Consider the following 25,655-nt stretch of genomic DNA (forward strand, 5'->3'; position numbering starts at 1 on the left):
TCCAGTCTTGTGGCGAGTCAGACGGTGTGATTGGTTGAGCCGTCACTCCGAACAGGTCTTGATGGTGATTTCAGGGCCGTGGCAATTCCGGGAGCAGGCACGGCGAATGGCGGAAATTCGTGGCGAGAAGGTAAGTTTCAACAAGCGCGACATCCAGCCGCTGCATGCGATGCCCTCTGCCCAGATTGAAGATCCCATCATCGTTCATTGTCCGGCGCCGCGTTCCATGATGCGATCGCTCCTGAAAGTTTTCGCAGCGCTGTTCATTCTGGCCTTCATCTCCATCGGTGGCATCATTTTATCCATCGAGACGGGCTCCGTCGACAATGCGCTCTCGACGCAGGCCAAGCAGGCGCTGGAGCATGCGCTGGGCTCACGTTACGAAGCGCGTATCGGCTCCACATCGGTTCGGTTTGCATCGGGCTTCCAGCTCGCACTGGTGGCGCAGGATGTCGATATCATCGAGCAGGCGACCGGCCAGCACATGAGCCGCGCCCGTGCGATCGGTATGGCGCTCGATCCTCTGGCTCTTCTGACAGGGCGCGTCTCTGTTCAAAGCATCGAAGCGACCGGCATGGAACTCGACACAGCCTTGTTGCCGAAAGGGCAGGGCATCGACATGGCGAAACTGCGTGTCGATGCGGTGCCTGACTATCTGAACATGGCTTTCAAGGCGCTGGATACCTTTGCCCAGACGTTCAAAAGCAGCGGCACGGACGAGATCGATCTGTCGGATATTTCGATCCTTCTTCCACCGAAACAGGACGGTGGTGCACGCACCATCGTGCTGCAGGAGCTTTCTCTGGTGCCAGACGGTGAAGGTGGTTATGCGCTGGACGGCAGTGTCGCGTTCAACGGTGAGGTTGCCACGCTTGCGCTGGCAGCGAAAGGTGCCAATGGCGGCATCGACAATTTCAGCGCCAGGCTCGATGGATTCGATATTGGACCTCTTGTGGAGCTGCACGATCCTGAAGGATTGATGCATCAGGGCCTCAACGTAAAAGCTGGCCTCAACATTCTCGGCAGCCGTGAGCGCGCTGACGCGAAGCCCGCACTGTCGGTGTCGGCAGGCATTGGCGATGGAAAGTTGTATATTGGAGGCGACGCGCAACCCGTGACGGGTGGCAGCATCAATGCGCACTACGATTTCGACAGCAATGTCATTGCTCTGGAAAATTCTGGTTTCACCTTCGGCCAATCCGTTTTACCGCTTCGTGCAAACATCAAGGATAATTCTGAAGGTTTCGATCTCTCACTGAAACTGGAAGGTGCCCAGGCCGTGGCCGAGGCGGGCGGTGAGCCACCCGTACCATTCGATCTGACGGCGGATGGCACCTTCAACAAAACGACGCGCCGCCTGGATTTTCCTGGGCTCTATGTCAAAAGCCCGCTCGGCGATATGGCCGGCTCGTTGAAGGTGACGTTCGGGGTCGGTTCGCCCGAAATCAGTTTCGGCGGTCAGATTGCGCAGATGGAAGCAACGGCTGTGAAGCAGCTGTGGCCGTTCTGGATGGCGCGAAAGGCCCGACCCTGGGTCATTTCGAACCTGTATGGCGGCACCGTTCGCAATGGCTCGATCTCCGTGTTCATACCCCAGGGAAAGATGTGTGGCCCCGGTTGTCCGATGGAGCTTTCCGGCGACGAGTTGCAGATCAAGTTCGATGTGGAAAATACCCGTCTCAGTGTCGCAGGCGATATTCCCCCTTTGCGCGATGCCTCCGCCCATTTCGAGCTGAAGGGCGAAACGATTGATGTCGATATCATCAGGGCGATGTCGTTCTCTCCCTCCAACCGAACGGTGACGCTCGAAAACAGCACGTTCAAGATACAGTCGGTCTATGAGAAGCCGTTGATGGCCGATCTTGATCTCAACCTCTCCGGTGCTGCGGATGCCGTAGCCGAGATGGCGACGTTCCGGCCGATCAATGCCTTGAAGGATTCCGAGTTCAAACCCGGAGACTTTGCCGGGCAGGTGAAAGCCAATGTCAAACTGACAGTGGGTCTGCTGAACAGCCAGAACCCACCACCGCCAGTATGGTCTGCGCACCTCGATCTCGAAGATGTAGCGCTGACACGCCCCTTTGCCGGTCGCACCGTGACGGGTGTCAACGGGCCGCTGACGATCGACCAGCAGGCCCTGCATTTGAAGGGGAAGGGGCGGATCGACGATGTGGCAATGGATATCGATCTTGTTCAGCCGGTCGGAAAGTCCAGCACGATTGCCCGCCAACTGATGCTCAAAGCCACGCTCGAATCGGCGCAGATCGCTAAACTCGCACCGGAGCTGCGAAAGGTTATTAGCGGCACGGCGCTGCTGGAAATCAACGGTAGCGACCCGAAGCGTCAGAGCGTGAAACTTGATCTGTCCAATGCCTCACTTGTTCTGCCCGGTCTAGGCTGGACAAAGGGTCCGGGTATTCCGGCGACGGCATCCCTTGCGGTCGAAGTGGTGGATGGCCGCACCAACATCAGCGATTTCTCCTTGAAGGGCGACGGTTTCGGCGCCAACGGCGAGCTCTCCTTTGACAAGAGCGGGTTGATCTCCGCGAATTTCTCGCGCTTCCAACTATCACCGCAGGATAATTTCGCAGTGGCTGTGTCCTCTTCACGCAAGAACTACACCATCAGTGCCAATGGCAAATCCATCGATTTGAAGCCGCTCATCGCCAAGCTTCGAAACCCTGCGCCAAGTGGCGGTGGCGGTGGGGGTAGCGGATCAGGCTCCGGTGATGGCGATTTCGGCTCTTTCTCGATCAAGGCACAGATCGACAAGGTCTATGGCTTCAACGACGAGGTGATGAGCAACGTCGATGCCGATGTCAATCTGCGCAACGGCAAGCTGCGAACCATCGATCTCAAGGGCGTTACCAGCCGTGGGCAGGCCCTCGTAGCGCAGACCATCAACCGCGGCGACGGCGGGACGATCAACGTGACGACCAGCGATGCCGGATCATTCGTGCGGTTCGCCAACCTTTATTCGCGCCTTCGTGGTGGCCTGCTGAACCTTGCACTGACGACGGCCAACGGAAACGACTGGAGTGGGTCTCTCGACATGCGCAATTTTGCCGTCGTCAACGAGGCCAAGCTTCAGGATATCGTCGCCACACCGACAGGGCAGGATGGACGCAGCCTCAACACCGCCGTTCGGCGCAACATCGATGTCAGCTCGGAGAAATTCCAACGCGGATTTGCGCGGGTTGTCTATGTCAACGGCACGCTTGCGCTGGAAAACGGAGTTGTTCGTGGCGAGCAGATCGGCGCGACGTTCCAGGGCATCGTCAAAGACCAAAACGGCAATATGGATATGACCGGCACCTTCATGCCGGCCTATGGTCTCAACCGGCTGTTTGGTGAGTTGCCCTTCATCGGCATCTTCCTTGGCAACGGCCAGGACCGCGGCCTGCTCGGCATCACCTTCAAGCTGACCGGGCAGACAGACACGCCGCGTCTGGTGATCAATCCGCTATCGCTGATCGCACCCGGTGTGTTCCGCCAGATTTTCGAGTTCTAAAGTTGAAGGCAGCCCGGCGTCATTGATCGCGCAGTCTCAGTTCGTCCGTCTGCATTTGAAGCGAGCCAAGCGTGGACAGGAACGTCATGCCCAGCAGGCTCTGGTCGAGCTGGCCTTCCTGGGCAACGAGGCCTTCCACGTTGCGCCTGACAATCGGGCCGATGGCGAGTTGTCGCAAGCTGACGGGAGCGGCGGATGTGCGGCCATTGGCCGTCATGACCGAGACGGAATAATCCAGACTTTCAACGTTGATGCCAACTGCTTGTGCGTCTTCGCTCGACAGGACCACCGAACTTGCACCGGTATCGACAAGCATGTGGATGCTGGTGTCGTTGACCCGCGCGTCGGTTTCGAAATGGCCGTTCATGGATTTGTTGATGATGACCTCTTGCCCACCACCTTGCGTGGTGACGACAACGGCGCGGCCGGGAATAAGCCCGGCCAGCACCCTTTCTCCAACACGCTGGAAATCGTAGCGGTAGAGATAGAGTACGACGAGGCCGAGAATGATCACAAGCCAGATCGCCATTTGCCGGATGGCTGTGCCGAAGCCACCCCGATTGCCCTGCAAGATGCCGACCGATAGAAGGGCCGCGATTGGCGCCAGATAGAGCGCATGGGCAAAATCGTCGTTGGCGATACCGAATGTACGGCCGCTATCATGATTGAAGATGAGCAGAGCAAGACCGATGCCCAGGATCAGAAAAACAAAGGTCAGCCTGTTCATACGGTCTCGGTCTCCCCGGTGTTTTGAGCGTCGCGGCTCGAGATGCGGTTCGGCAACTCGATCATGATGGCACTGCGTCTTGCATCCCCATAACCTGACCAACCCATGATCTCGTCAATCGTGCGATAACAGCCCACGCAAAGGCCATCATCGGGATCGAGCGAGCAGACGTTTATGCAAGGCGTTTCCATTGGGTTATATCTTCACATCAAACGATCAGGGCAAGTGCAGAAAGCATCACGATCTCCGTGATCTGCTGGGTTGCACCGATGGTGTCACCGGTATGCCCCTGAATTTTGCGGTTACAGTAGCGATTAAAGAGATACGTGGCCGCCAGAGGCGCTGCGAGGGCAAGGATGAAGGGAAACGGCGTATAATAATTCATGGCGATCACGCCCGCGACACCGAATCCGTAGCCAAGTGCGCGCGTTCGCTCTGTCGCCCCTGGCTGCCCCGCCGATGCCGCAACGCCGCTTGGCCGAGCAGGTGCAAGCGCTTGCCAATGCCAGACCATGGCACCCCGGCTGAGACAGGCAACGGCAATGAGACTGATGGCAATGCCCAATGCAGATAGGTCTCTCATCAGCGCGGCAAGGGCTGCCACCCTCAGCAAGAAGGAGAGGATGAGGGCGATGGCGCCGTAGGTGCCGATACGACTATCCTTCATGATCTCCAGCGCGCGTTCTTTCGAACTCCCACCGCCGAAACCGTCTGCCGTATCGGCAAGGCCATCTTCATGCAGCGCGCCGGTGATCAGAGTTGCGATGGTCAGTACGATGACTGCCGACAGAACCGGGTCTGCGTCATTTGCGACGAGAATTGCTGCTACGCAGGCGGACGGGATGGCGATGAGAATGCCAGCCAACGGGAAGACGCGTGACGACTCCGCCATTGAGCGGTGTTCATCTGCAAAGAAGACATCGTGCACGGGGATGCGGCTGAGAAAGCCCAGCGATCGCATGATATCCGTCAGATAATCGCCTGTCCGCAACCGTCTCTCCAGCCAGTGAGGAGATGCCGATCGTATTTGAGGTTGTTCCTCTGCGCATCCCCGATTATGAGAAGCGCAACAAAGACCGATTTGCCGGAAAATACAAGCGTCCGGCGCGACCAGAAAGACCTGTCACATGAGCATGAGCGGATTGCCTTTTGATGATTTTCGTACGCTGCTGCGCGATTTGCCGGGGCCTGATACCTTCGCGCTGGTTGCCGCCAAGGAGCGCAATGCGCAATTGACCAAGCCCGCCGGTTCGCTGGGACGTCTTGAGGAAATCGCGATGTGGCTGGCGGCGTGGTCAGGGCGCGCGCCCGCCGTGAACCGCCCGCTGGTGGCGATCTTCGCCGGAAACCATGGCGTGACCCGTCACGGCGTCACGCCTTATCCATCCTCTGTCACGCAGCAGATGGTGGAAAACTTCGCCGCCGGTGGCGCCGCCATCAACCAGATTTGCGTTACCCACGATCTTGGTTTGAAGATTTTCGATCTGGCGCTGGATTATCCGACGGGTGACATCACCTGCGAACCAGCGCTTTCCGAGCGCGACTGTGCCGCCACGATGGCGTTTGGCATGGAAGCGATTGCCGGTGGCACCGATCTTCTGTGTATCGGCGAAATGGGCATCGGTAACACCACGATTGCCGCTGCGATCAATCTGGCTCTTTATGGCGGCACCGCCGAGGAGTGGACTGGTCCCGGCACAGGTTCGGAAGGCGATGTCATGGCGCGCAAGATTGCCGCCGTCAAAGCGGCCGTCGAATTCCACAGGGATCATCTGTCCGACCCGCTGGAAATCATGCGCCGTCTGGGTGGTCGCGAAATCGCTGCGATGGCGGGTGCCATTCTGGCGGCCCGGGTAGAGAAAATCCCGGTTCTGATCGATGGTTATGTCGCAACGGCGGCAGCGGCACTGCTCAAGGCTGCCAATCCGGCAGCACTCGACCATTGTCTGATCGGCCATGTATCAGGTGAGCCGGGGCATCTTGCCGCTGTCGAGAAGCTCGGCAAGACGCCGCTTCTGGCGCTCGGCATGCGCTTGGGCGAGGGCACGGGTGCAGCACTGGCCGCCGGTATCGTCAAATCTGCGGCAGCGTGTCATTCCGGCATGGCGACCTTTGCAGCGGCGGGTGTCGATACCCGCACCGACCACTGAGATCACGATGGACAAACTCAACATCCCGCCTCCGACAGAACCGGTCTTTCAAAAAGAGACCGGCTTCAGACACCTATTTGCCGCCGCACGTTATTCAGCCCAAGGGCTTGCGCGCCTATGGCAGGAGGCTGCGTTTCGCCATGAGGTGCTGGCCTTCGGGGGAGGGCTGGTGCTGTTGAGTGTCATCGATGCGCCGCTTGCGCATTACATGGTTTTCGCAGGACTGACGCTGGTTCTGTTTGCCGTAGAAGCGCTCAATACGGCCATCGAGGAGATCGTTGACCGAGTGTCGCCGGAGTTCTCGTCTGCGGCCCGGCATGCCAAGGATCTCGGTTCCTTTGCAGTCTTCTGCATGCTGCTGGCCAATGGCGGCTTCCTGCTCTATTCGCTCGTGGACACGTTCTTCCTGTCCATCGTTCTGCTTTAAGCGAAAGAACGTCTGCGCGGCTGGACGACGGGAACGTCCTCGACAGCGGGAATGCTTTGAAGCACCCGTTTGGCCGGCAGGATTGCGATGACCTCGGTGCCCTCGCGCAGTCTGGACTTCAGCACGAACTGGCCGTCATGCTTGGACAGAATGGCCTGAACGATGGGAAGGCCAAGGCCCGTTCCCTGTTCGGCGCTCTTGATGGCGATCGAACCCTGTCCAAAGGCTGACAGGACAACAGGAATCTCATCTTCGGGAATGCCGGGACCATTGTCCTTGATGGACACATATTGGCCACCGCTGGCTGTCCAGCCCGCCTTGATCGAGATTTCACCGCCCTGCGGGGTGAACTTCACGGCGTTCGACAGCAGGTTCAAAATCACCTGGCGCATGGCCTTCTCGTCTGCCCAGACATGGGGCAGGGTGTTTTCGAAGTGCTGGGAAATGCGGATGTTCTTGGCGCGAGCGCGCAACTGGATCATGCCCACGCAATCCTCCGCAATCTCCAGAATCCCTATTGCCTCTTCTTGCAGGTCGTAACGGCCGGCTTCGATGCGGGACAGATCGAGGATCTCGTTGATCAGGTCGAGAAGATGCTGGCCGGAGCGGTGGATATCGCCGGAATATTCCTTGTAGAGCGGATTGTTTAGCGGCCCCAGGACTTCCGACGCCATTACTTCGGAAAACCCGAGGATGGCGTTGAGCGGTGTGCGCAGTTCATGCGACATGGACGCCAGAAAGCGCGACTTTGCCATGTTGGCTTCTTCGGCGCGACGGCGGGCCTCGTCTGACATGGACTTGGCCACTTCCAGCTCCGCAATCAGATCGTCCTTTTCGGACTGGTAGGACAGCAGCTTCAGGTTGGAAAGATAGAGCCGTTTGGTCACGTGGTGGCAAAACAGCATGGCCATGGAAAACATCAGTGCAAGGCCGATTTCCATCGGATTTCGCGAGATTGCTGCCGTTACGCCCAGTGCAACGAGCACCGGTAGAAAGGTCATCAGCATCGAGCGGCGCAACAGAGAGCTCGACATCGAAGTGATCGATAAAGCGATCAACAGGGTCGATCCCTTGTAGAACATGATGAGCGAGGGGTCGCCGGGCGCGATTTTCTGAAGCGCAAACAAAACCCACATCAGGCCGATCATGATCTGCGTGGCGAGGAAAATGTTGTGCCAGGTGTTCAGGTTTGTGGGGTTGAGATCCTGGCGCGACGCTTTTCGCGCAAAGAACAGCGCCAGCGCGTGGGCAGACAAGGCAAGCACAGCCCAGCCAACAATTTGCGGATCGCGACTGATATAGATGCCGACGCCTGTTGCCAGCACGATGAAAAGAGGCATGATCGTTGCGCTTTGCAACGTTTCGACCACGTGCATCTGCAGCATGTCGCGCTCGAAGACACTTGTGCCTACAGGGCCATATTGCAAGCGCTCACGCGTCAACCTGACCGTGTCGAACACAGCCTTGTTGCGCCGCGTCCGGGACCGGTCGACGATATTCTTGTCGGCAGTGGTGCTAGCGCTCTTACTCATTGTACACAACGCGGATAATGCATGGACTTGCAGGCTAGACGGAAAATCTTAAGAAGATGCTGCTGCTAAAGGATTTGTTTGCCATTTATAAAAAGGGTTTGTTCTTACATGAGACGAAAGTCAGGCCGCGGTTTCAGGCCCATCAGGGACGGGCTGATCTTCATTCTCATGATGGTGCTGGGCATCCTGATTGCTGCGCGGCTGGACGGCGCGAACGACGAACGGTTCGCCGGTCGCTTCTATGCTGTCGATGGGGACACTCTTGGGCTCGGTGACAAACGGTTTCGGCTGCTTGGTATCGACGCGCCCGAGATGCGCCAAAGCTGCCAGAGCGAGAAGGGCGAGTGGGACTGCGGTCGGGAAGCCAAGGCCTATCTCACTGCTGTCATTCAGAGCGGAGACGTCGAGTGTGCGGGTAACGACCGTGACAAATACAAGCGTTTGCTGGTGCGCTGCACGGTGAATGATCAGGATGTGGCGGGGCAGGTGGTGGCGGCGGGTCTTGCCGTTACAACGGAATATTTCCTGTTCGGCGACGAACAGAGCCAGGCGCAGGCGCGGCGTGCAGGAATTTGGTCGGGAACCTTCGAGCAACCCAGAGACTGGCGGCGAGAGCACAAGGCTGCCGATATGGACCTGCCGCTTGCCGGGGTGCTGAGTGTGGTTCGTCACGTTTTGGGTTGGTAGGGTCAGGAAATGGTGGTGAGGGCAGAGCAGGAGCAGGCAATGGAAGCATTGCGGCGTGACATCGCGCGATGTCGGATCTGTCGCGACGCACCGCTGAAAGGAATGGATGACCGCTTGCCGCATGAGCCTCGGCCCGTCGCTGTCATTTCTTCTATGGCAAGAATTCTGATTGCGGGACAGGCGCCGGGTTTGCGTGTGCATGAAAGCGGGCTGCCATTCGATGATGCCTCGGGAAACCGTTTGCGCGACTGGCTGAATGTCAGCCGTGAGACCTTCTATGATCGGAATGTGTTTGCGATCGTACCGATGGGCTTCTGTTTTCCCGGCTATGACACCAAAGGCAGCGACTTGCCGCCCCGGCGTGAGTGCGCGCCGCAATGGCGAGAAACGGTTATGAGCGCGATGCCGCAGATCGAACTGATTCTTGCCATCGGCCAATATGCGCAGGCCTGGCATCTGGGTGCGCACCGGATGAAGACAATGACGCAGACAGTACAGAATTGGCGCAGCACGCTGTATTCCAATCATGGCCTACCCGTGCTGCCGCTACCGCATCCGAGCTGGCGCAATAGCGCATGGTTACGTCAGAATGTCTGGTTTGAGGACGAGTTGTTGCCCGTGCTGCGACAGAGTGTGGAAAGGCTTCGGATTTGAAACAAATTTCTTTTTTTCTCTTTTTTTTAGTGTAAACAGAGGAAAATAATTCTGGAGGAGAGTAGATTGGACCGTCTCGACCGAAAAATACTACGTATTCTGCAAGAAGACTCCACGCTGGCTGTCGCCGATCTGGCCAAGAAAGTGGGACTTTCCACGACGCCGTGCTGGCGTCGTATCCAGAAAATGGAAGAGGATGGTGTCATCCGCCGCCGCGTGGCCATTCTGGATGCCGCCAAGGTCAACACCAAAGTTACGGTTTTCGTATCGATCCGCACCGCATCCCATTCGATCGAATGGTTGAAGCGCTTTTCCGAGGTCGTTTCCGAGTTTCCTGAAGTCGTCGAGTTCTACCGCATGAGCGGTGACGTGGACTATCTGTTGCGCGTCGTCGTGCCTGACATTGCCGCCTATGACGCCTTCTACAAGCGCATGATCGCCAAGATCGAAATTCGTGACGTGTCGTCCGTCTTCGCTATGGAGCAGATCAAATATACGACCGAGCTGCCGCTGGATTACATGCTTCTGGACAACGCGAAGTCTGGCGAAGAGTGATCTGAACAGGCTCTGCCTCTCAAAGTGGTTTCCCGCACCAGATGCGGGAACCAGCGGTCAAGGCCTTGGGCCGCATCAGCCCTTGAGTTTTGCGATCACGAGATGGCCCGGTGTCGGATGGCCGTCCTGCATGCGAACGTTGATGTCAGTGACTTCGATGATGTCGAAGCCGGTCGCGGCGAGGCGTTCGCGGATATAGGTTTCCGAATGGGCGAAACGCTGGTGGGGGCCGACCATATAGGGGCGACCGGCAAGCGCGTCGTCGGGCAGTGTTTCCGACGAGAAGATGAACAGGCCCCCATCCTCCATATTTTCCGAGGCACCGAAGAAGAGCGGCTCGAGTGCGCCGAGATAGGGCAGGACGTCGGTTGCGGTGATCAGGTCGAAGGGCTCGTCATCGTTGTCTTCCAGGAAGTCTTCGACTTCCGCGACATAGAGCGTCTCGTAGAGGTCTTTCTCGTGGGCGATTTCGACCATGTTTTCCGAGAGGTCAATGCCGGTGATATCGTCGGCCATGTCGCGCAGGGCTTCTCCGGTCAGTCCGGTGCCGCAGCCGAGATCGAGGACGCGCTTGAACGGCCCGAGTTCGAGTGTTTGCAGGCGCTGGCGAACCACCATCGGCACTGCGTAGCCCAACTGTTCCACAAGGATGTCCTCGAAGGCTTCCGCCTGCTGGTCGAACAGGGTTTCGACATAGGCATCCGGTGCCTTGGGCGGCGTTTCACCGCGCCCCATGGAGGCGATGCGGACCGCGGCCCCGCCATGGTCTTCCGGGTCAATTGCCAAAACGTCTTCGTAGGCTTTCACCGCTGCGTCAATGTCACCCGACTTTTCCAGGGCAAGAGCGCGATTATAGGCTTCTGCAAGAGCGTCTTCATCGATCTTCTGGTTTTTGGTCATGGCAGGCATCCGGGTTTTGGCTGAAATCCGAAGCCTGCTTAGTCGCCAATGCCGTCAGGTGCAATCCTTGTTTTGATCAGTGAAGGATGAACTCACCCTTCAGCGACCGCCATTCCTGCGCCGAAATCAGCTGACGGTGAACGTAGCGAACCGAATGGAGAGGGCCGTCCAGCTTTTCCTTCCAGAACTTCAGAAAGCCTTGCATTTCAGGGAAATCTGGCGCGAGATCGTAGTTTTGCCAAAGGTAGGTCTGCAACAGGGTGGGATGATCCGGCATGCGGTAGAGAATTTCGGCTGTGGTCACGCCATAGCCCTTCAACATCATTTCCATGTCTTTGTTCATCGCATCTGCTCCCGTCGTTGGTGGTCGCCGATACCTGATGTGGTATCGACAACCATGGGAACATGACAGGGTTAACCGAACCTTGCCAAAATCGGCGATTGTCACAAAATTCTATTAATTTTCATGGTGTTAGCATCCATCTCTGGAGAGTGCTGCCAGCGCTATCGTATCAGGTGCCGCGTCAGGCGCGCTTCCAGCCATGCCCATGCGTGGCGCAAGATCTCGACCATTGAGAGGTAGAAGATCGCCGCCCAGAGATAGGTTTGGTAATCGAAGGTGCGGGAAAACGCATAGCGGGTCTGGCCCATCAGGTCATAGACGGTGACGATGGAAACGACAGCCGAGCCTTTGATCATCAGAATGATTTCATTGCCATAGGGGCGCAGTGCCACGATGAGGGCTTGCGGTAGTACGACTTTCCAGAACGTAACGCCCTTGGAAATACCAAGCGACGCTGCCCCTTCGAGCTGGCCTTTTGGAACGCTCTGGATCGCCCCGCGCAGGATTTCGGCCTGATAGGCGGCGGTGTTGAGCGTGAGCGACAGGAGACCGCAATACCATGCCTCGCGGAAAAACCACCAAAGGCCAACTGTTTCCATCTGCGGTCGGAAACTTCCCAGGCCGTAATAGATGAGAAAGAGTTGTGCCAGAAGCGGCGTGCTGCGGAAGACATAGACGTAGGTGTAGGCCAGCGTTCCGATAATGCGGTTTCTCGACATGCGCGCGAACGCCAACGGCAGCGATAGCAGCGCGCCCAGCATGATGGAGATGCCGACCAGCGTTATGGTCGTCAGAAGGCCGTCGAGATAGCGCGGGCCGTAGCGCGTGAATTTGTCCACATCCCAATCAGCGATCAGGCTGTAAACGAGACCCAGCGCCAGAAGCAACCACAGGCTCGAGAATCCTACGCCGACGATCTTTGAGAGCGACAGCGGCTTGGCGGCGGCGGGCGGGGCAGGGCGCGCCGCAATGAGGTGCTCGGCGTGGCTCATCGGCGCGCCTCCGAACGGCGCGACCACCGGTCGATGAAACCGAGGCCGAAGGATGAGATCAGGGCGAGCATGAGATAAAGCAGGCAGGCAATACCGTAGAAGAAGAAGGCTTCCTTGCTGACGCGGGCTGCGATGCCCGTTTGTCTCAGAATGTCAGAGAGACCGATGATCGAGACGTAGGACGTGTCCTTCAGCAGAATCATCCAAAGGTTCGTCATGCCGGGCAGGGCGATGCGGACCAGTTGCGGGATGATGATGAGGACCATGGTGCGGCTGCGCGGCAGCCCAAGCGCATCGCCTGCCTCATACTGCCCTTTGGGAATGGCGCGAAACGCAGACAGCAGGACTTCCGATGCGTAAGACGAAAAGACCACCGAAAGCGCAATCATGCCCGCAACGAAAGCGTTGATTTCGATGGGACCGGTGAAGCCGATATAGCCACCGATGGACTGCAACAGCATCTGGATGCCATAGTAGACGATGAACAGCGTCAGCAATTCGGGCAGGCCGCGAAAAATCGTGGTGTAAATGCCAGCAGCAAGCCTCAGCGACTTTTCGCTGGATTGGGCTGCAAGGGCAATGAGGAAGCCGAGAGTGAGGCCAACGGGCAGGGTTGCGAGTGCGACCGACATGGTGATCTTGACGCCGAAAGCGATTTCATCGCCCCAGCCCGCATCGCCACAGGCGACGAGCGTGCCGTTGCCAAAAAGGGAGAAGATGCCGACCGGCCCGCAAAAGGGATCGAAGAGATACGTCAGATAGGTCCAGAACGAACCTACGGCGGAAAATGCTCCGCTCATGCCAATTTCCCCTGCGGTCTTTGCCGCTTGCTTCGTATTGTTTTATGATTGTGTTTTCAAACAAAAATGGCGGAAGGGCAAGCCTTCCGCCACGATATTTCAACAGAACAACCGCTTACTTGCCGTAGGCGTCAAACTCAAAGTACTTGTCGTTGATCTTCTTATATTCGCCGTTGGCGCGAATGGCGGCAATTGCAGCCGTGAACTTGTCAGCCAGCGCGGTATCGCCCTTGCGAACAGCGATGCCTGCTCCCATGCCGTTGATGGCTTCATCAACCGGCATCGGCGTCAGGATTTTGCAGCAAGCGCCTGCATCGGATTTGACCCATTCGGTCAGAACGACGATATCGTCGATGACGCCATCGATACGGCCGTTAGTGATGTCGAGCTTGTATTCGTCAGCTGTCGGATAGAGCTTCAACTCGGAATCAGCCAGATGCTTTTCGGCATAGTTTGCGTGGGTTGTGGAGCCCTGCGCGCCGATCGTCTTGCCTTTGAGGTCCTCGACCGATTTGACTGTGCTGTCCTTCGGTACGGCGATGGCTGGTGGTGTGTTGTAATATTTCTTGGAGAAGTCGACCTTCTCAAGACGTTCCGGCGTGATCGACATGGACGCCACGATGGCGTCGAACTTCTTCGACTGAAGGGCGGGGATGATGCCGTCCCAATCATTGGTGACGAAGGTGCACTCGGTCTTCATTTCAACGCAAAGTGCCTTGGCGATGTCGATGTCGAAGCCGGTCAGCGTGCCGTCTGCTTCAAGAACGTTGAAGGGTGGGTAGGCGCCTTCCGTGCCGATGACCAGCTTGTCCTGCGCCATGGCGGCACCGGAGAACAGCGAGATAGCAGCAATGGATGCTGCTGCAAGCAGACGGGTGGAAATACGCATTGAGATCCTCTCTTTCGGCGTGTCTGCCGCACGGTTTGTTTGTTTTTTCCGTGCGGGAATGTGTCGCGAGACCACCTTGCCTCAAGTGCTGTTGGCCGCGCTTGGCGGATAGTCTTATCCTTGTCTAAGAAATGCAACCCTAATCGTTTCGCACTGCACAGAACGCCACAAACAGTTCACGAAAAGGCCTTTATCTGTTCATTTCCGGTACACAACAGCTCCTTCATCATCGGAACTTCACTGCCATCCGCGCGTTGTTCACCGCCCGTATGTGCAGAAACATTTTGTAAAAATGCCGTGGGACAAGCGGCACATGACTATTTTTAGGCGAGGAACTATGATGCTCAAGAAAAACAAGCTGCTGACCGGGGTGGTTTTCCCCCTTATGTCGTTTGCGATTGCGGCGGAACCCGCTCTCGCCGTGTCCGGTGGTGCAGCCCAATTCATGTCTCCCCCCGCCGTTGTCAGGGCGGATGGTGTACCCGTGCTTTTGGCCCAGGCGGAACCCTCTGCGGAAGAGCCTTTAAAGAAGCGTCAGGCGGAACAGCAACCCGAAGAGCCGAAAGCTGAAAAGCCGCGTGGCGAGGAACCAAAGGCTGAAAAGCCTGCGGAAGAAGCGCCGCGGCAAAGCAAAGAAGAGGCGCCGGCACCACGTCGTGAAGCAGCACCGGAAAGCGCAGGCGAACCTCAGAAAGAACCAGAGCGGCCCGCGCGCGGTGAGGCGAAGCCCGATGCTGCACCCGCAGAAGCCCAGCCTGAACAGCAGCGCCGGGCGCAGCAGCCAGCGACCGAAGGCGAGGCTCGCCCCGAGCGCCCGCGTCGCGATGCTCAGCCGGACGCCGCACCAGCGCAGGCTCAGCCCGAGCAGCAGCAGGAGCGTCCGCGTCGTCAGCAGGGTGAGCAGAAGCCAGCCGCAGAGGGTGAGCAGAAGCCGCGTCCAGACGGCGAGCGTCCGCGTGCGGCCCAGGAACCAGCGCCCGCTGCCGGAGAAGCAAATCCTGAGAAGCCAGCCGTTCCCGGCAAAAAGCCAGCAGCACCTGAACCCGATGCCAAGGCCGCTCCGGTTCCAACCGAGCCAACGACGCCCGGCCGTTCGCCAAAGCCTGCCGAACAGCCAAACCCTGCACCTGGCCAGCAGCCATCCGAGCAGCCCCGCCCGCCACGTGGCGCAGTGGGTGAACAGCCGCCATTGCCCGATGCCGCACCGAAACTCGAAAACGGCGCAGCCACAGGACAGGCGCCTGCAGGTGAACCTGTACCGCAGCAGATTGTGACCCCGCAGCAGGAGGCTCCCGCTTCCACGAAGCAGGAACTGGACAGGGCTCGCGCGGTTGCCAAGGACCCATCCCAGTCGGCCGACACGGTCATTCTGCCTGTCGACAAGGGTGCAGCTGTTCTCGATAGTGACAAGGAAGCCGAACGCTCTGGCAACCAGCAGTCACGCAACCAGCGCCGTCAGGAACGTGAAGCCGTTCAGGATTACAAGGTGCCAACATCGGACGCTGAAGCACAATCGGTCGCGCGTGGCAGCAACCCCGCGCCGCAAATCAACATTCAGGCAATTACCAACATTCAAGGTGAGCGGATCAACGAACGCCCTGACTATGATCGCCCTGAGGGTGTGCGTGAATGGCAGCCGCGTGACATGCCACGCGGTGGACCACGGGATCGCGACATGGGCGACCGCGTCTTCATGCAGTACGGTGACCGCGTCGTCGTTCGCGGCAATGATAACGACCGCTTCATTCGCGATGGTGCCAAGCCGTACTACGAACGACTGCCGGACGATCGTTACCGCGAAACGGTGGAACGTTCCGATGGCACGCAGGTCGTGACTGTGCGCAACCGCTATGGCGACGTCATCCAGCGTTCGCGCATCGACAGCCGTGGACGTGAATATGTGCTGTTCTATGCACCGGAACTTGTCGATCAGCCAGACCGCGAATATGTCTATCGCGACCCTGGCCTCGATCTGCCCCCGATGCGCCTGCGTATTCCGGTCGACGACTACATTATCGACACCTCCAGCGAACCGGACCGCGACTATTACCGCTTCCTCGAGCAGCCGCCAGTCGAACCCGTCGAGCGCGTCTACACGATGGATGAGGTACGCTACTCCGCTCGTATCCGTGACAAGGTTCGCCGTATCGACCTCGATACGATCACCTTTGCGACCGGCAGTGCGGAAATTCCGATGAGCCAGGCGCAGTCATTGCGGAAGGTAGCAGATGCGATCGGCAAGGTTCTGAAGAACAACCCTGCGGAAACCTTCCTGATCGAAGGTCATACGGATGCGGTCGGCAACGATGAAAGCAACCTCGTCCTCTCCGACGAGCGCGCTGCATCCGTCGCCAACGTCATGACGGATGTCTACGGCATTCCGCCGGAAAATCTGACGACGCAGGGTTACGGCGAGCGTTTCCTCAAGGTCCAGACGCTCGGCCCTTCGCAGGAAAATCGTCGTGTGACGATCCGCCGTATCACGTCGCTCGTGAAGCCTGTCGCTCAGAACTGACTGGCTCACGCCAATAAAAAGCCCGGAAACCGAGAGGTTTCCGGGCTTTGTTTTTTTTGAACGTGTGTAACCTCAAGCGAGGGCGACAGCGATCTCGGCTGCAAGGCGGGCGTTGTTGCGCACCAGGGCAATATTCGTTTCCAGGCTGCGGCCCTCGGTAATATCGAAGATTTTTGACAGGAGATAAGGCGTCACGGCCTTGCCGGCAATCTCGTCCTCCTCAGCGTGAGACAAAGCGCGGGTGATGTAGATTTCCATCTCTTCGCTGGAAATCTCGTCCTCTTCCGGAACGGGGTTGGCAATCAGCATGCCGCCATCGATGCCCAGCTGTTCACGCGTGGATTGGAAGTTGGCAATTGCAGCCGGGCTGTTAAGAGACAGCGGGCTCTTGAGGCCCGATGCGCGTGACCAGAATGCCGGAAACTCCGTCGATCCGAAGGTGACGACCGGGACGCCGTTTGTTTCCAGCACTTCGAGGGTCTTGGGCACATCGAGAATGGCTTTGGCGCCTGCGCAAACAACGATGACAGCGGTTCTGGCAAGTTCGGTGAGATCTGCGGAAATATCGAAGCTTGTCTCTGCGCCGCGATGGACGCCGCCGATGCCGCCGGTCGCAAAGACCTTGATACCCGCATGCTCTGCCGCGATCATCGTGGCGGCAACCGTCGTTGCACCCGTGCGGCGTTCTGCGATCGCGAAGGCGATATCGGCGCGCGACACTTTCATGGCATCGGTCGTTTGCGCCAGTGCCTCGAGTTCATGCTTTTCGAGGCCGATATGCAAGGTGCCGTGGATGACGGCGATGGTGGCAGGAACTGCACCTTGATCGCGGATGATCTGCTCGACGCTTTCCGCCATCTGGATATTGCCGGGGTAGGGCATGCCGTGGGTGATGATGGTGGATTCGAGCGCGACGATGGGCGCGCCGCGCTGCTTGGCGGCGGCGACTTCGGTCGAATAGGCGATGGGCAAAAGCTGGCTCGTGGATTTTGTCATTGGTTCTTCCGATCTATTTCAAAGGTCTCTTCACAACATTTCCGGTGCTGGCACAAGGTGCAGCATTGCGCGCAGACTTTGGTCGTTCAATTCTTCGGCTGTGGCGCTCACGGACTGGACGGTGATGGCTGCAGCGGCAGCGCCCCAGCGCAACGCTTGCGATGGAGGCTGGCCATGGGTGATCGCTGCCAGATAACCTGACGCCATGGCGTCGCCAGCACCCGTCACATCGCGTACGGCTTCGATCAGCGGCGGATGGAGGAGGGCGGTTTCCCGTTCGGAGAAAGCAACGACGCGGCGTGCACCGCTGGTAACGACGCCGCCCCGAAGGCCGATGTCTTTCAGGCGCTGCGGCCACTCCCGCACGTCTCTCACGCTCTGCCCGGTCAGCGCCTTTGCTTCAGCCTCGTTCATGAAGAGCATGTCGATATCCTGCAAGGCAGCTCTCAGTCTTGCGACCTTGGCAGGCGATATGGCGATGGCGGCCAAAGGCTTTTCACAGGCACGCGCGGCAATACCGATCGCCTGCAACGTATCTTGCGGAAGGTTGGCATCACACAGGATGACGTCTGTCGCCATGATCGCGTCTCGAACGGCGCGCACCCGCAGGCGACGCGGCGTAAAGAGTCTGTAGAGGTCCATATCCGCGATGGCGATCACAAGATTGCCGTCGCGCTCCAGGATGGCGGTGTAACTCGGCGTGCGGCGATCCAGAAATGTAAACGGCGTGTCTTCGACGCCCGCGTCGCGCGCCGCCGCCGATACGGTCTCGCCATTGGCATCGCCGCCGCGCGGCGCGATGATCCTGACGGTGAAACCGAGACGCGAGAGGTTGCGAGCCGCGTTGAACCCGCCGCCGCCCGCCTCTTCCATCCATGCGCCGGGATTGCTGGCACCGGCTATGGTCTCGGCTTCTATCATGCCTCGCCGGTCAATGTGGGCGCCGCCCAGAACGAGTATTTTCTTCACATCAACTTCCTCTGCGGATCGGTCACATGGCTTCCGATTCGTGCATTTTCACTGTTCAAAACACGGTCGTACCAGCCATTTTCTTCAACAGGCGAAAAGAAAAACAAAAGTAGAACAAAGGACTTATCCATATTTGTTTTCAATATGATGATGGCTCCTTGTGAAATGAGAACAAATAAAGTACAAAACGGCCATAGAGAGCTTCATTGCCTGTGCGGCTTCAATAACCTAAAGGTGGTTCCAGATGGCACAAAATTCTTTGCGTCTTGTAGAGGACAAAGCAGTGGATAAAAGCAAGGCACTGGAAGCGGCGCTTTCCCAGATCGAACGTTCGTTCGGCAAGGGATCGATCATGAAGCTCGGTTCCAATGAAAGTATCGTTGAGGTCGAGACCGTTTCTACAGGGTCGCTCAGCCTCGATGTCGCACTTGGCATTGGCGGTTTGCCCAAGGGCCGCATCATCGAAATTTATGGACCGGAAAGTTCCGGTAAGACAACGTTGGCGTTGCAGACGATTGCGGAAGCGCAGAAAAAGGGCGGCATTTGCGCCTTCGTGGATGCCGAGCATGCGCTCGATCCGGTCTATGCCCGCAAGCTGGGCGTTGACCTTCATAACCTGCTGATCTCGCAGCCTGATACGGGTGAACAGGCGCTCGAAATCACCGACACGCTGGTGCGTTCCGGTGCGGTCGATGTTCTTGTTATCGATTCTGTTGCGGCGTTGACGCCGCGTGCGGAAATTGAAGGCGAGATGGGCGATAGCCTTCCGGGCCTCCAGGCCCGGTTGATGAGCCAGGCGCTGCGCAAGCTGACGGCGTCCATTTCCAAATCGAAGACGATGGTCATCTTCATCAACCAGATCCGTATGAAGATCGGTATTTCCTACGGTTCGCCCGAAGTGACGACTGGCGGCAATGCACTGAAGTTCTACGCATCGGTTCGCCTTGATATTCGCCGCATCGGCGCGGTCAAGGACCGCGAAGAGGTTGTCGGCAACCAGACCCGCGTCAAGGTCGTCAAGAACAAGATGGCCCCTCCCTTCAAGCAGGTCGAGTTCGACATCATGTATGGCGAAGGCGTTTCGAAGACCGGCGAGTTGGTGGATCTGGGCGTGAAGGCTGGTCTCGTCGAAAAGGCGGGTGCTTGGTTCTCCTACAAGAGCCAACGTCTGGGGCAGGGCCGAGAGAACGCGAAAACGTTCCTCAAGGAAAATCCGGCCGTTGCTGAGGAAATCGAATTGGCATTGCGCCAGAATGCCGGTTTGATCGCTGAGAAGTTCCTCCAGAATGGTGGACCTGAAGCGGATGCCGATGGCGTCGATCCTGACGCTTGATCCGGCTTTGCCGAACCTTAGGTTGAGGCAGTATTTGAACGTTTGAACATCAAAGGCCGTGCGATTGTGTCGCGCGGCCTTTATTTGTGCCGTAACGCCGCCCTCTTTGGCTGGACAGGCAGGATGGTGAACGATAAAAGCCAGTGTTTTTTATGCTATGGCAGCGTGATCGCGTGGAAATGAAGGACTTCTTATGAGCGGTGTAAACGAGATCCGGTCGACCTTCCTCGACTACTTCAAGAAGAACGGCCACGAGATCGTGCCATCCAGCCCGCTCGTTCCGCGCAACGACCCGACGCTGATGTTTACCAATGCCGGCATGGTCCAGTTCAAGAACGTTTTTACAGGTCTTGAGAGCCGCCCGTACTCTACGGCTGCGTCGTCTCAGAAATGCGTGCGCGCCGGTGGCAAGCATAATGACCTCGACAATGTTGGCTATACCGCCCGTCACCACACCTTCTTTGAAATGCTCGGCAATTTCTCCTTTGGTGATTACTTCAAGGAAGAGGCGATTACCCACGCCTGGAACCTGATCACCGGTGAATTCGGCATCGATAAGAACCGCCTGCTGGTCACTGTTTATCACACAGACGACGAGGCCTTTAACCTGTGGAAGAAGATTGCCGGGTTCTCCGATGATCGCATCATTCGCATCCCAACCAGCGACAATTTCTGGGCGATGGGCGATACCGGCCCTTGTGGTCCCTGTTCGGAAATCTTTTACGACCATGGCGACCATATCTGGGGTGGACCTCCAGGCTCTGCCGATGAAGACGGCGACCGGTTCATCGAAATCTGGAACCTCGTCTTCATGCAGTATGAGCAGGTGACGAAGGACGAGCGCATCGACCTGCCGCGCCCATCCATCGATACCGGAATGGGCCTCGAGCGTATTTCCGCGCTGCTTCAGGGCAAGCACGACAATTACGATACGGACCTGTTCCGGGCACTGATTTCCGCTTCCGTGGAAGCGACCGGCGTTCCAGCCGAAGGTGAAAACCGTGCGAGCCATCGCATCATCGCCGATCATTTGCGCTCCACCGCGTTCCTGATTGCCGATGGCGTTCTGCCGTCGAACGAAGGTCGCGGCTACGTTCTGCGCCGCATCATGCGCCGTGCCATGCGTCACGCCGAATTGCTGGGTTCGCGCGAGCCGTTGATCTGGACGTTGCTACCAGCCCTTATCCAGCAGATGGGCCGCGCCTATCCCGAACTGGTACGCGCTGAAGCGCTGATTTCCGAGACGCTGAAGCTGGAAGAAACCCGTTTCCGCAAGACGCTCGCTCGTGGCCTGACGCTGTTGTCCGATGCAACATCTACCCTCCACAAGGGCGATATGCTGGATGGCGAAACTGCCTTCAAGCTTCACGACACCTATGGCTTTCCGCTTGATTTGACGCAGGACGCGCTTCGCGCCCGTGAAATCGGCGTCGACGTCTCAGGTTTTACCGAGGCTATGGAACGGCAGAAGGCTGAGGCTCGGTCGCACTGGACGGGTTCCGGCGACAGGGCCACAGAAACCGTGTGGTTCGAGCTTAAGGAGAAGCACGGCGCGACGGAGTTTCTCGGCTACGATACAGAGACCGCAGAGGGCGTCGTTTTGGCTATCGTCAAGGATGGCAAGGCGGTGGAAAGTGCGACCGAGGGCGAGACCGTTCAGATTGTTGTCAACCAGACGCCGTTCTATGGCGAGTCCGGTGGCCAGATGGGTGATACCGGCATTATCGCCTCCGACGAGGGCACCTTCACGGTGACCGATACGCACAAGAAGGGCGAAGGCCTGTTTTCGCATATCGGCACGATAGCAAAGGGTGGCCTGAAGGTCGGCGACGAGGTTGAGCTGACCGTCGATCACGACCGCCGGTCGCGCCTGCGTGCCAACCATTCCGCAACGCATCTGTTGCACGAAGCGCTCCGCGAAGTTCTTGGCACGCACGTCGCCCAGAAGGGGTCTCTGGTTGCACCGGAACGCCTGCGCTTCGACGTGTCTCACCCCAAGCCCATGTCATCAGAGGAGTTGAAGATCGTTGAGGATATGGCAAACGAGATCATCCTTCAGAACTCGCCCGTCGTGACCCGTCTGATGAGCGTCGACGATGCCATTGCCGAAGGCGCCATGGCTCTGTTTGGCGAGAAATATGGCGATGAAGTTCGTGTTGTATCCATGGGCACAGGCATTCATGGTGCCAAGGCAAACCGTCCTTACTCCGTCGAGCTTTGCGGTGGCACGCATGTTGCGGCGACCGGCCAGATCGGTCTCGTGCGCGTTCTGGGCGATAGCGCTGTGAGTGCCGGTGTACGCCGTATCGAAGCGGTGACTGGCGCCGGGGCTCTGGCCTATCTGGCCGAACAGGATGAACGTGTCAAAGCGCTGGCGTCATCGCTGAAGGTTCAACCTTCCGAGGTCCTGACCCGCGTCGAAAGCCTTGTTGATGAGCGCAAGAAACTGGAACGTGAGCTGACGGAAGCCCGCCGGAAGCTGGCCATGGGCGGCGGTTCGGCTGAGGGTTCTGCTGGCGATGTGAAAGACATCGGCGGCGTGAAGTTTCTTGCCAAGTCGTTGTCTGGCATCGATGCGAAGGACCTCAAAAGCTTGGCAGACGAAGCCAAGACCGGTTTGGGTTCCGGTGTCGTGTTGCTGATCGCCGTGTCTGACGATGGCAAGGCCAGCGCTGTGGCTGCCGTGACCGAGGACCTGACGTCGCGCTTCAGTGCGGTTGACCTCGTGCGAGCCGCGTCTGCCGCTTTGGGCGGTAAAGGCGGCGGTGGTCGGCCTGATATGGCGCAGGCCGGTGGTCCGGATGGCGCAAAGGCCAGCGAAGCAATCGAGGCTGTCGCTGCGGCGTTGGCGGGCTGATCCTGCGAATACGAAGTGGGCTTCTGCCCACTTAGCCCCGAGAGATAAGAGGGGCGTTGGTTCAGGCTGACCTCGTTAGATTATAGGTGCTCTACATGGCGGTACGATGGGCGTTTGCCGCGTCCGTGTCTATCTTCGTTGCACGCTGATAGGCAGGACGTTCGTGAAGATCTTTGAGATACTCCATAAAACGTCCGCGTCTCTCGAGGCTCCCGAACTGTATACCCCAGATGATCTGTGATCCGACGTAGACATCGGCAGCCGTAAACTGATCGCCCGCGATGAAGCGGTTCGCCTTCAGACCATGTTCGAGCGCATCCAGCACATCGCGATGGGCGCCGCAGCCAGCCATGCGCTCTTTATCGGGGGTGATGTCAAAGCCAAGGGCTCGAGTGGTCGAGCTCATTTCAAGCGGGCCGGCTGCAAAGAAAAACCAGCGATAATAGTTGCCACGGTCCGTGGTCGGTGGTGCAAGCCCCGCCTCGGGAAAGGCGTCAGCCAGGTAAGCACAGATTGCAGCCGATTCGGTGACCACCGTATCGCCATGCCTGATGGCGGGAACCTTGCCCATGGGATTGATACGCTTGTAGGCGTCGGACTTCATCGCACTACCATATCCCAGATATTCCGTTTTGTACGGTGCCCCGGTTTCTTCGAGCATCCAGCGGACGATACGACCACGTGACATGGGGTTGGTGTAGAATATCAGTTCACTCATAGTTTGCGTCTCCCTCGTTAGCGCCGTTTTCCTCAGGATGCGTTTTGCGCCCGTCGTGCGAGGCAATCAAGATATTGCCGGTGCGCAAAAGAAAACCCGGCGTGAGGGCCGGGTTTTCGTGTTCAAAGGTTAGGGCTGTCGATCAGGCAGCCATGGCTACTTTAAGGTTTTCGTCGATCTTGTCGAGGAAGGCAGTCGTGGACAGCCAGGGCTGGTCTGGGCCGATGAGCAGCGCCAGATCCTTGGTCATGTAACCGGCTTCGACGGTTTGGACGCAGACGGTTTCGAGCGTGGCTGCAAACTTCGCCAGTTCCGCGTTGTCATCCAGCTTGGCGCGGTGGGCAAGGCCACGGCTCCAGGCGAAGATCGACGCGATGGAGTTGGTCGAGGTTTCCTGGCCCTTCTGGTGCTGACGGTAGTGGCGCGTGACCGTGCCATGTGCGGCTTCTGCTTCAACCGTGCGACCATCTGGCGACAGGAGGACTGAGGTCATCAGGCCAAGCGAACCGAAGCCCTGCGCAACCGTATCGGACTGGACGTCGCCGTCGTAGTTCTTGCACGCCCAGACATAACCGCCGGACCACTTGAGCGCGGATGCGACCATGTCGTCGATGAGGCGGTGTTCATAGGTGATGCCGATTTCGTCGAACTTCGCCTTGAATTCCGTCTGGTAGATTTCTTCGAACAGATCCTTGAAACGGCCGTCATAGGCCTTGAGGATGGTGTTCTTCGTGGACAGGTAGACAGGCCACTTGCGCATCAGGCCGTAGTTCATGGATGCGCGGGCGAATTCGCGGATCGACTCATCCAAATTGTACATGGCCATGGCCACGCCAGCGCCGGGCGCGTCGAACACGTCCTTCTCGATGACTTCACCGTCTTCACCGACGAACTTGATGGTCAGCTTGCCCTTGCCGGGGAACTTGAAGTCCGTTGCCTTGTACTGGTCACCAAAAGCGTGGCGACCGACGACGATGGGCTTGGTCCAGCCTGGAACAAGGCGCGGAACGTTCTTGCAGATGATCGGCTCGCGGAAGATAACGCCGCCGAGAATGTTGCGGATCGTGCCGTTCGGGCTCTTCCACATCTGCTTGAGGTTGAATTCCTTGACGCGATCTTCGTCTGGCGTGATTGTCGCGCACTTGATGCCGACGCCGTGCTTTTTGATGGCGTGGGCCGCATCGACCGTTACCTGGTCGTTGGTAGCATCGCGGTTTTCAACGGAAAGATCGTAATATTCGATATCGAGATCGAGGTATGGCAGGATCAGCTTGTCCTTGATGAGCTGCCAGATGATACGGGTCATTTCGTCGCCGTCGAGATCGACGACCGGATTGGCTACCTTGATCTTTGTCATGAATTCCTCACCTTCGAGAACGATTGCGCCGGGAGGGCGCTATATGCAAAAAATATCCCGTGGGGCTATAGCATCGTGCGCGGCGAAGGCAAAGCCATGCACATGTTTTTTTGGTTCTAAAACAACCTGAAACGCGTTGCCAAAACCCATCGGCGAATTAAAGTCTGGCGAATCGCTTACGTCGTGTAAGCCTTATTCCAGGACATCATCATGCGGAAAATTCTGCTCGCCACTGCGGCTCTTCTCTTTGCGACCAACGCCTTTGCGGCAGACCCGACGGAGCCGGTCAAGAAGGTGATGGACATCACCGTCAAGAACTGGTCGGGCGAGGCGGATGACTGGAAGTATATCTTCGACGAGGATCTGCTGACCACGTTGTTCAGTAAGGCATTCGTCGCGCAATACCGCGAAGCGTCCAAGAAGCCAGCGTCGGAAGTCGAAAGCGGCGATAAGGGCGACCCCTTCGGCTACGACGTGGTGACCAATTCTCAGGATGGCTGCCCGCTGCAGGACGTGAACATCACACCGGCACCCGCAAAGGACGGCGTGACGGATGTCACCGTGACGTTCAAGCTTTGGGCTTGCATGGATGAAGCCGAGATGAAGTCGACCGTCGATCAGGTCAATTTCGACGTGATCGAAGAAGACGGTAGGCCTGTGATCAACGACATTCACCGGGTTGGCGACGAGGGCCGCGATTCCCTGCTTCAGGAGATGACGAACATCATCAAGGGCGAATAAGC

23 protein-coding genes are annotated in these 25,655 nt (G+C 57.9%); 10 read left to right on the forward strand and 13 right to left on the reverse strand.

The window, feature by feature from the left end:
* The first annotated feature begins 106 nt into the window (after positions 1-106).
* Positions 107-3,511 (forward strand): YhdP family protein, encoded by a 3,405-nt coding sequence (locus EKM04_RS04290; protein ID WP_183897435.1) that lies wholly within the window; start codon positions 107-109, stop codon positions 3,509-3,511.
* Positions 3,512-3,530: 19 nt separating this feature from the next.
* Here EKM04_RS04290 and EKM04_RS04295 read toward each other — a convergent pair whose 3' ends face one another.
* Genes EKM04_RS04295 through EKM04_RS04305 form a run of 3 tightly spaced genes read right to left on the reverse strand, consistent with a single transcriptional unit; the run spans position 3,531 to position 5,229 of the window.
* Positions 3,531-4,238 carry a TIGR02281 family clan AA aspartic protease gene (locus EKM04_RS04295; RefSeq protein ID WP_183897434.1) on the reverse strand — a complete coding sequence of 236 codons (708 nt, stop codon included), beginning with the start codon at positions 4,236-4,238 and terminating at the stop codon, positions 3,531-3,533.
* Positions 4,235-4,429 (reverse strand): DUF1289 domain-containing protein, encoded by a 195-nt coding sequence (locus tag EKM04_RS04300; protein ID WP_183897433.1) that lies wholly within the window; start codon positions 4,427-4,429, stop codon positions 4,235-4,237. Before EKM04_RS04300 ends, EKM04_RS04295 begins: the two co-directional genes overlap by 4 nt.
* 17 nt (positions 4,430-4,446) lie before the next feature.
* Positions 4,447-5,229, reverse strand: a complete 783-nt coding sequence (locus EKM04_RS04305; RefSeq protein WP_183897432.1) for an adenosylcobinamide-GDP ribazoletransferase — start codon at positions 5,227-5,229, stop codon at positions 4,447-4,449.
* A 136-nt stretch (positions 5,230-5,365) separates the two neighbouring features.
* On the opposite strand from EKM04_RS04305, the gene cobT reads away from it, so the two are divergent.
* Positions 5,366-6,388, forward strand: coding sequence for a nicotinate-nucleotide--dimethylbenzimidazole phosphoribosyltransferase (cobT, locus tag EKM04_RS04310; RefSeq protein ID WP_174153084.1), 1,023 nt, complete (start codon positions 5,366-5,368; stop codon positions 6,386-6,388).
* Between the two features lie 7 nt (positions 6,389-6,395).
* Positions 6,396-6,815 carry a diacylglycerol kinase gene (locus EKM04_RS04315; protein ID WP_183897431.1) on the forward strand — a complete coding sequence of 140 codons (420 nt, stop codon included), beginning with the start codon at positions 6,396-6,398 and terminating at the stop codon, positions 6,813-6,815.
* Here the strand turns inward: EKM04_RS04315 and EKM04_RS04320 are convergent.
* On the reverse strand, positions 6,812-8,347 hold the full coding sequence (locus EKM04_RS04320) for a sensor histidine kinase (RefSeq protein WP_183897430.1): 1,536 nt from the start codon (positions 8,345-8,347) through the stop codon (positions 6,812-6,814). The genes EKM04_RS04315 and EKM04_RS04320 overlap by 4 nt on opposite strands.
* Positions 8,348-8,455: 108 nt before the next feature.
* Between EKM04_RS04320 and EKM04_RS04325 the strand changes: the two genes are divergently transcribed.
* From EKM04_RS04325 to EKM04_RS04335, 3 genes are all read left to right on the forward strand, one after another.
* Positions 8,456-9,034 (forward strand): thermonuclease family protein, encoded by a 579-nt coding sequence (locus EKM04_RS04325; RefSeq protein WP_183897429.1) that lies wholly within the window; start codon positions 8,456-8,458, stop codon positions 9,032-9,034.
* 9 nt (positions 9,035-9,043) lie between these two features.
* Positions 9,044-9,688 carry a uracil-DNA glycosylase family protein gene (locus tag EKM04_RS04330; protein ID WP_183897428.1) on the forward strand — a complete coding sequence of 215 codons (645 nt, stop codon included), beginning with the start codon at positions 9,044-9,046 and terminating at the stop codon, positions 9,686-9,688.
* A 66-nt stretch (positions 9,689-9,754) separates the two neighbouring features.
* Positions 9,755-10,243, forward strand: a complete 489-nt coding sequence (locus tag EKM04_RS04335; RefSeq protein WP_045230318.1) for an Lrp/AsnC family transcriptional regulator — start codon at positions 9,755-9,757, stop codon at positions 10,241-10,243.
* A 75-nt stretch (positions 10,244-10,318) separates the two neighbouring features.
* Here EKM04_RS04335 and EKM04_RS04340 read toward each other — a convergent pair whose 3' ends face one another.
* From EKM04_RS04340 to EKM04_RS04360, 5 genes are all read right to left on the reverse strand, one after another.
* Positions 10,319-11,143: a class I SAM-dependent methyltransferase gene (locus EKM04_RS04340; protein ID WP_183897427.1), complete on the reverse strand. Its 825-nt coding sequence runs from the start codon at positions 11,141-11,143 to the stop codon at positions 10,319-10,321.
* 76 nt (positions 11,144-11,219) lie between these two features.
* Complete coding sequence (locus tag EKM04_RS04345; protein WP_045230319.1) at positions 11,220-11,486, reverse strand: usg protein; 267 nt, start codon at positions 11,484-11,486, stop codon at positions 11,220-11,222.
* A gap of 161 nt (positions 11,487-11,647) precedes the next feature.
* The gene (locus EKM04_RS04350) at positions 11,648-12,478 is read right to left on the reverse strand and encodes an ABC transporter permease (protein WP_183897426.1); all 831 of its coding nucleotides are present in this window, start codon (positions 12,476-12,478) and stop codon (positions 11,648-11,650) included.
* Complete coding sequence (locus EKM04_RS04355; protein WP_183897425.1) at positions 12,475-13,278, reverse strand: ABC transporter permease; 804 nt, start codon at positions 13,276-13,278, stop codon at positions 12,475-12,477. Before EKM04_RS04355 ends, EKM04_RS04350 begins: the two co-directional genes overlap by 4 nt.
* A gap of 115 nt (positions 13,279-13,393) precedes the next feature.
* Entirely contained in the window at positions 13,394-14,167 is a 774-nt protein-coding gene (locus EKM04_RS04360) for an ABC transporter substrate-binding protein (protein WP_174153092.1), read from the reverse strand.
* A gap of 340 nt (positions 14,168-14,507) precedes the next feature.
* On the opposite strand from EKM04_RS04360, the gene EKM04_RS04365 reads away from it, so the two are divergent.
* Positions 14,508-16,682 (forward strand): OmpA family protein, encoded by a 2,175-nt coding sequence (locus EKM04_RS04365; RefSeq protein ID WP_183897424.1) that lies wholly within the window; start codon positions 14,508-14,510, stop codon positions 16,680-16,682.
* A gap of 72 nt (positions 16,683-16,754) precedes the next feature.
* On the opposite strand, the gene EKM04_RS04370 is transcribed toward EKM04_RS04365, so the two are convergent.
* Entirely contained in the window at positions 16,755-17,678 is a 924-nt protein-coding gene (locus EKM04_RS04370) for a pseudouridine-5'-phosphate glycosidase (protein ID WP_183897423.1), read from the reverse strand.
* Positions 17,679-17,708: 30 nt separating this feature from the next.
* On the reverse strand, positions 17,709-18,647 hold the full coding sequence (locus tag EKM04_RS04375) for a carbohydrate kinase family protein (RefSeq protein WP_183897422.1): 939 nt from the start codon (positions 18,645-18,647) through the stop codon (positions 17,709-17,711).
* A 244-nt stretch (positions 18,648-18,891) separates the two neighbouring features.
* Between EKM04_RS04375 and recA the strand changes: the two genes are divergently transcribed.
* Positions 18,892-19,980 (forward strand): recombinase RecA, encoded by a 1,089-nt coding sequence (recA, locus tag EKM04_RS04380; protein ID WP_042619314.1) that lies wholly within the window; start codon positions 18,892-18,894, stop codon positions 19,978-19,980.
* Positions 19,981-20,173: 193 nt separating this feature from the next.
* Complete coding sequence (gene alaS, locus EKM04_RS04385; protein WP_183897421.1) at positions 20,174-22,837, forward strand: alanine--tRNA ligase; 2,664 nt, start codon at positions 20,174-20,176, stop codon at positions 22,835-22,837.
* Between the two features lie 91 nt (positions 22,838-22,928).
* Here the strand turns inward: alaS and EKM04_RS04390 are convergent, their stop codons facing one another.
* Together EKM04_RS04390 and EKM04_RS04395 are read right to left on the reverse strand one after the other, a co-directional pair.
* Positions 22,929-23,555, reverse strand: coding sequence for a glutathione S-transferase family protein (locus tag EKM04_RS04390; RefSeq protein ID WP_183897420.1), 627 nt, complete (start codon positions 23,553-23,555; stop codon positions 22,929-22,931).
* Between the two features lie 142 nt (positions 23,556-23,697).
* Positions 23,698-24,912, reverse strand: a complete 1,215-nt coding sequence (locus EKM04_RS04395; protein ID WP_183897419.1) for an NADP-dependent isocitrate dehydrogenase — start codon at positions 24,910-24,912, stop codon at positions 23,698-23,700.
* 210 nt (positions 24,913-25,122) lie between these two features.
* Between EKM04_RS04395 and EKM04_RS04400 the strand changes: the two genes are divergently transcribed.
* A complete protein-coding gene (locus EKM04_RS04400) occupies positions 25,123-25,653 on the forward strand; it encodes a hypothetical protein (protein ID WP_183897418.1) in 531 nt (176 codons plus the stop codon).
* Positions 25,654-25,655 lie beyond the last annotated feature (2 nt).

The organism is Rhizobium skierniewicense Ch11 (assembly GCF_023757665.1).
GTDB lineage: Bacteria > Pseudomonadota > Alphaproteobacteria > Rhizobiales > Rhizobiaceae > Agrobacterium > Agrobacterium skierniewicense.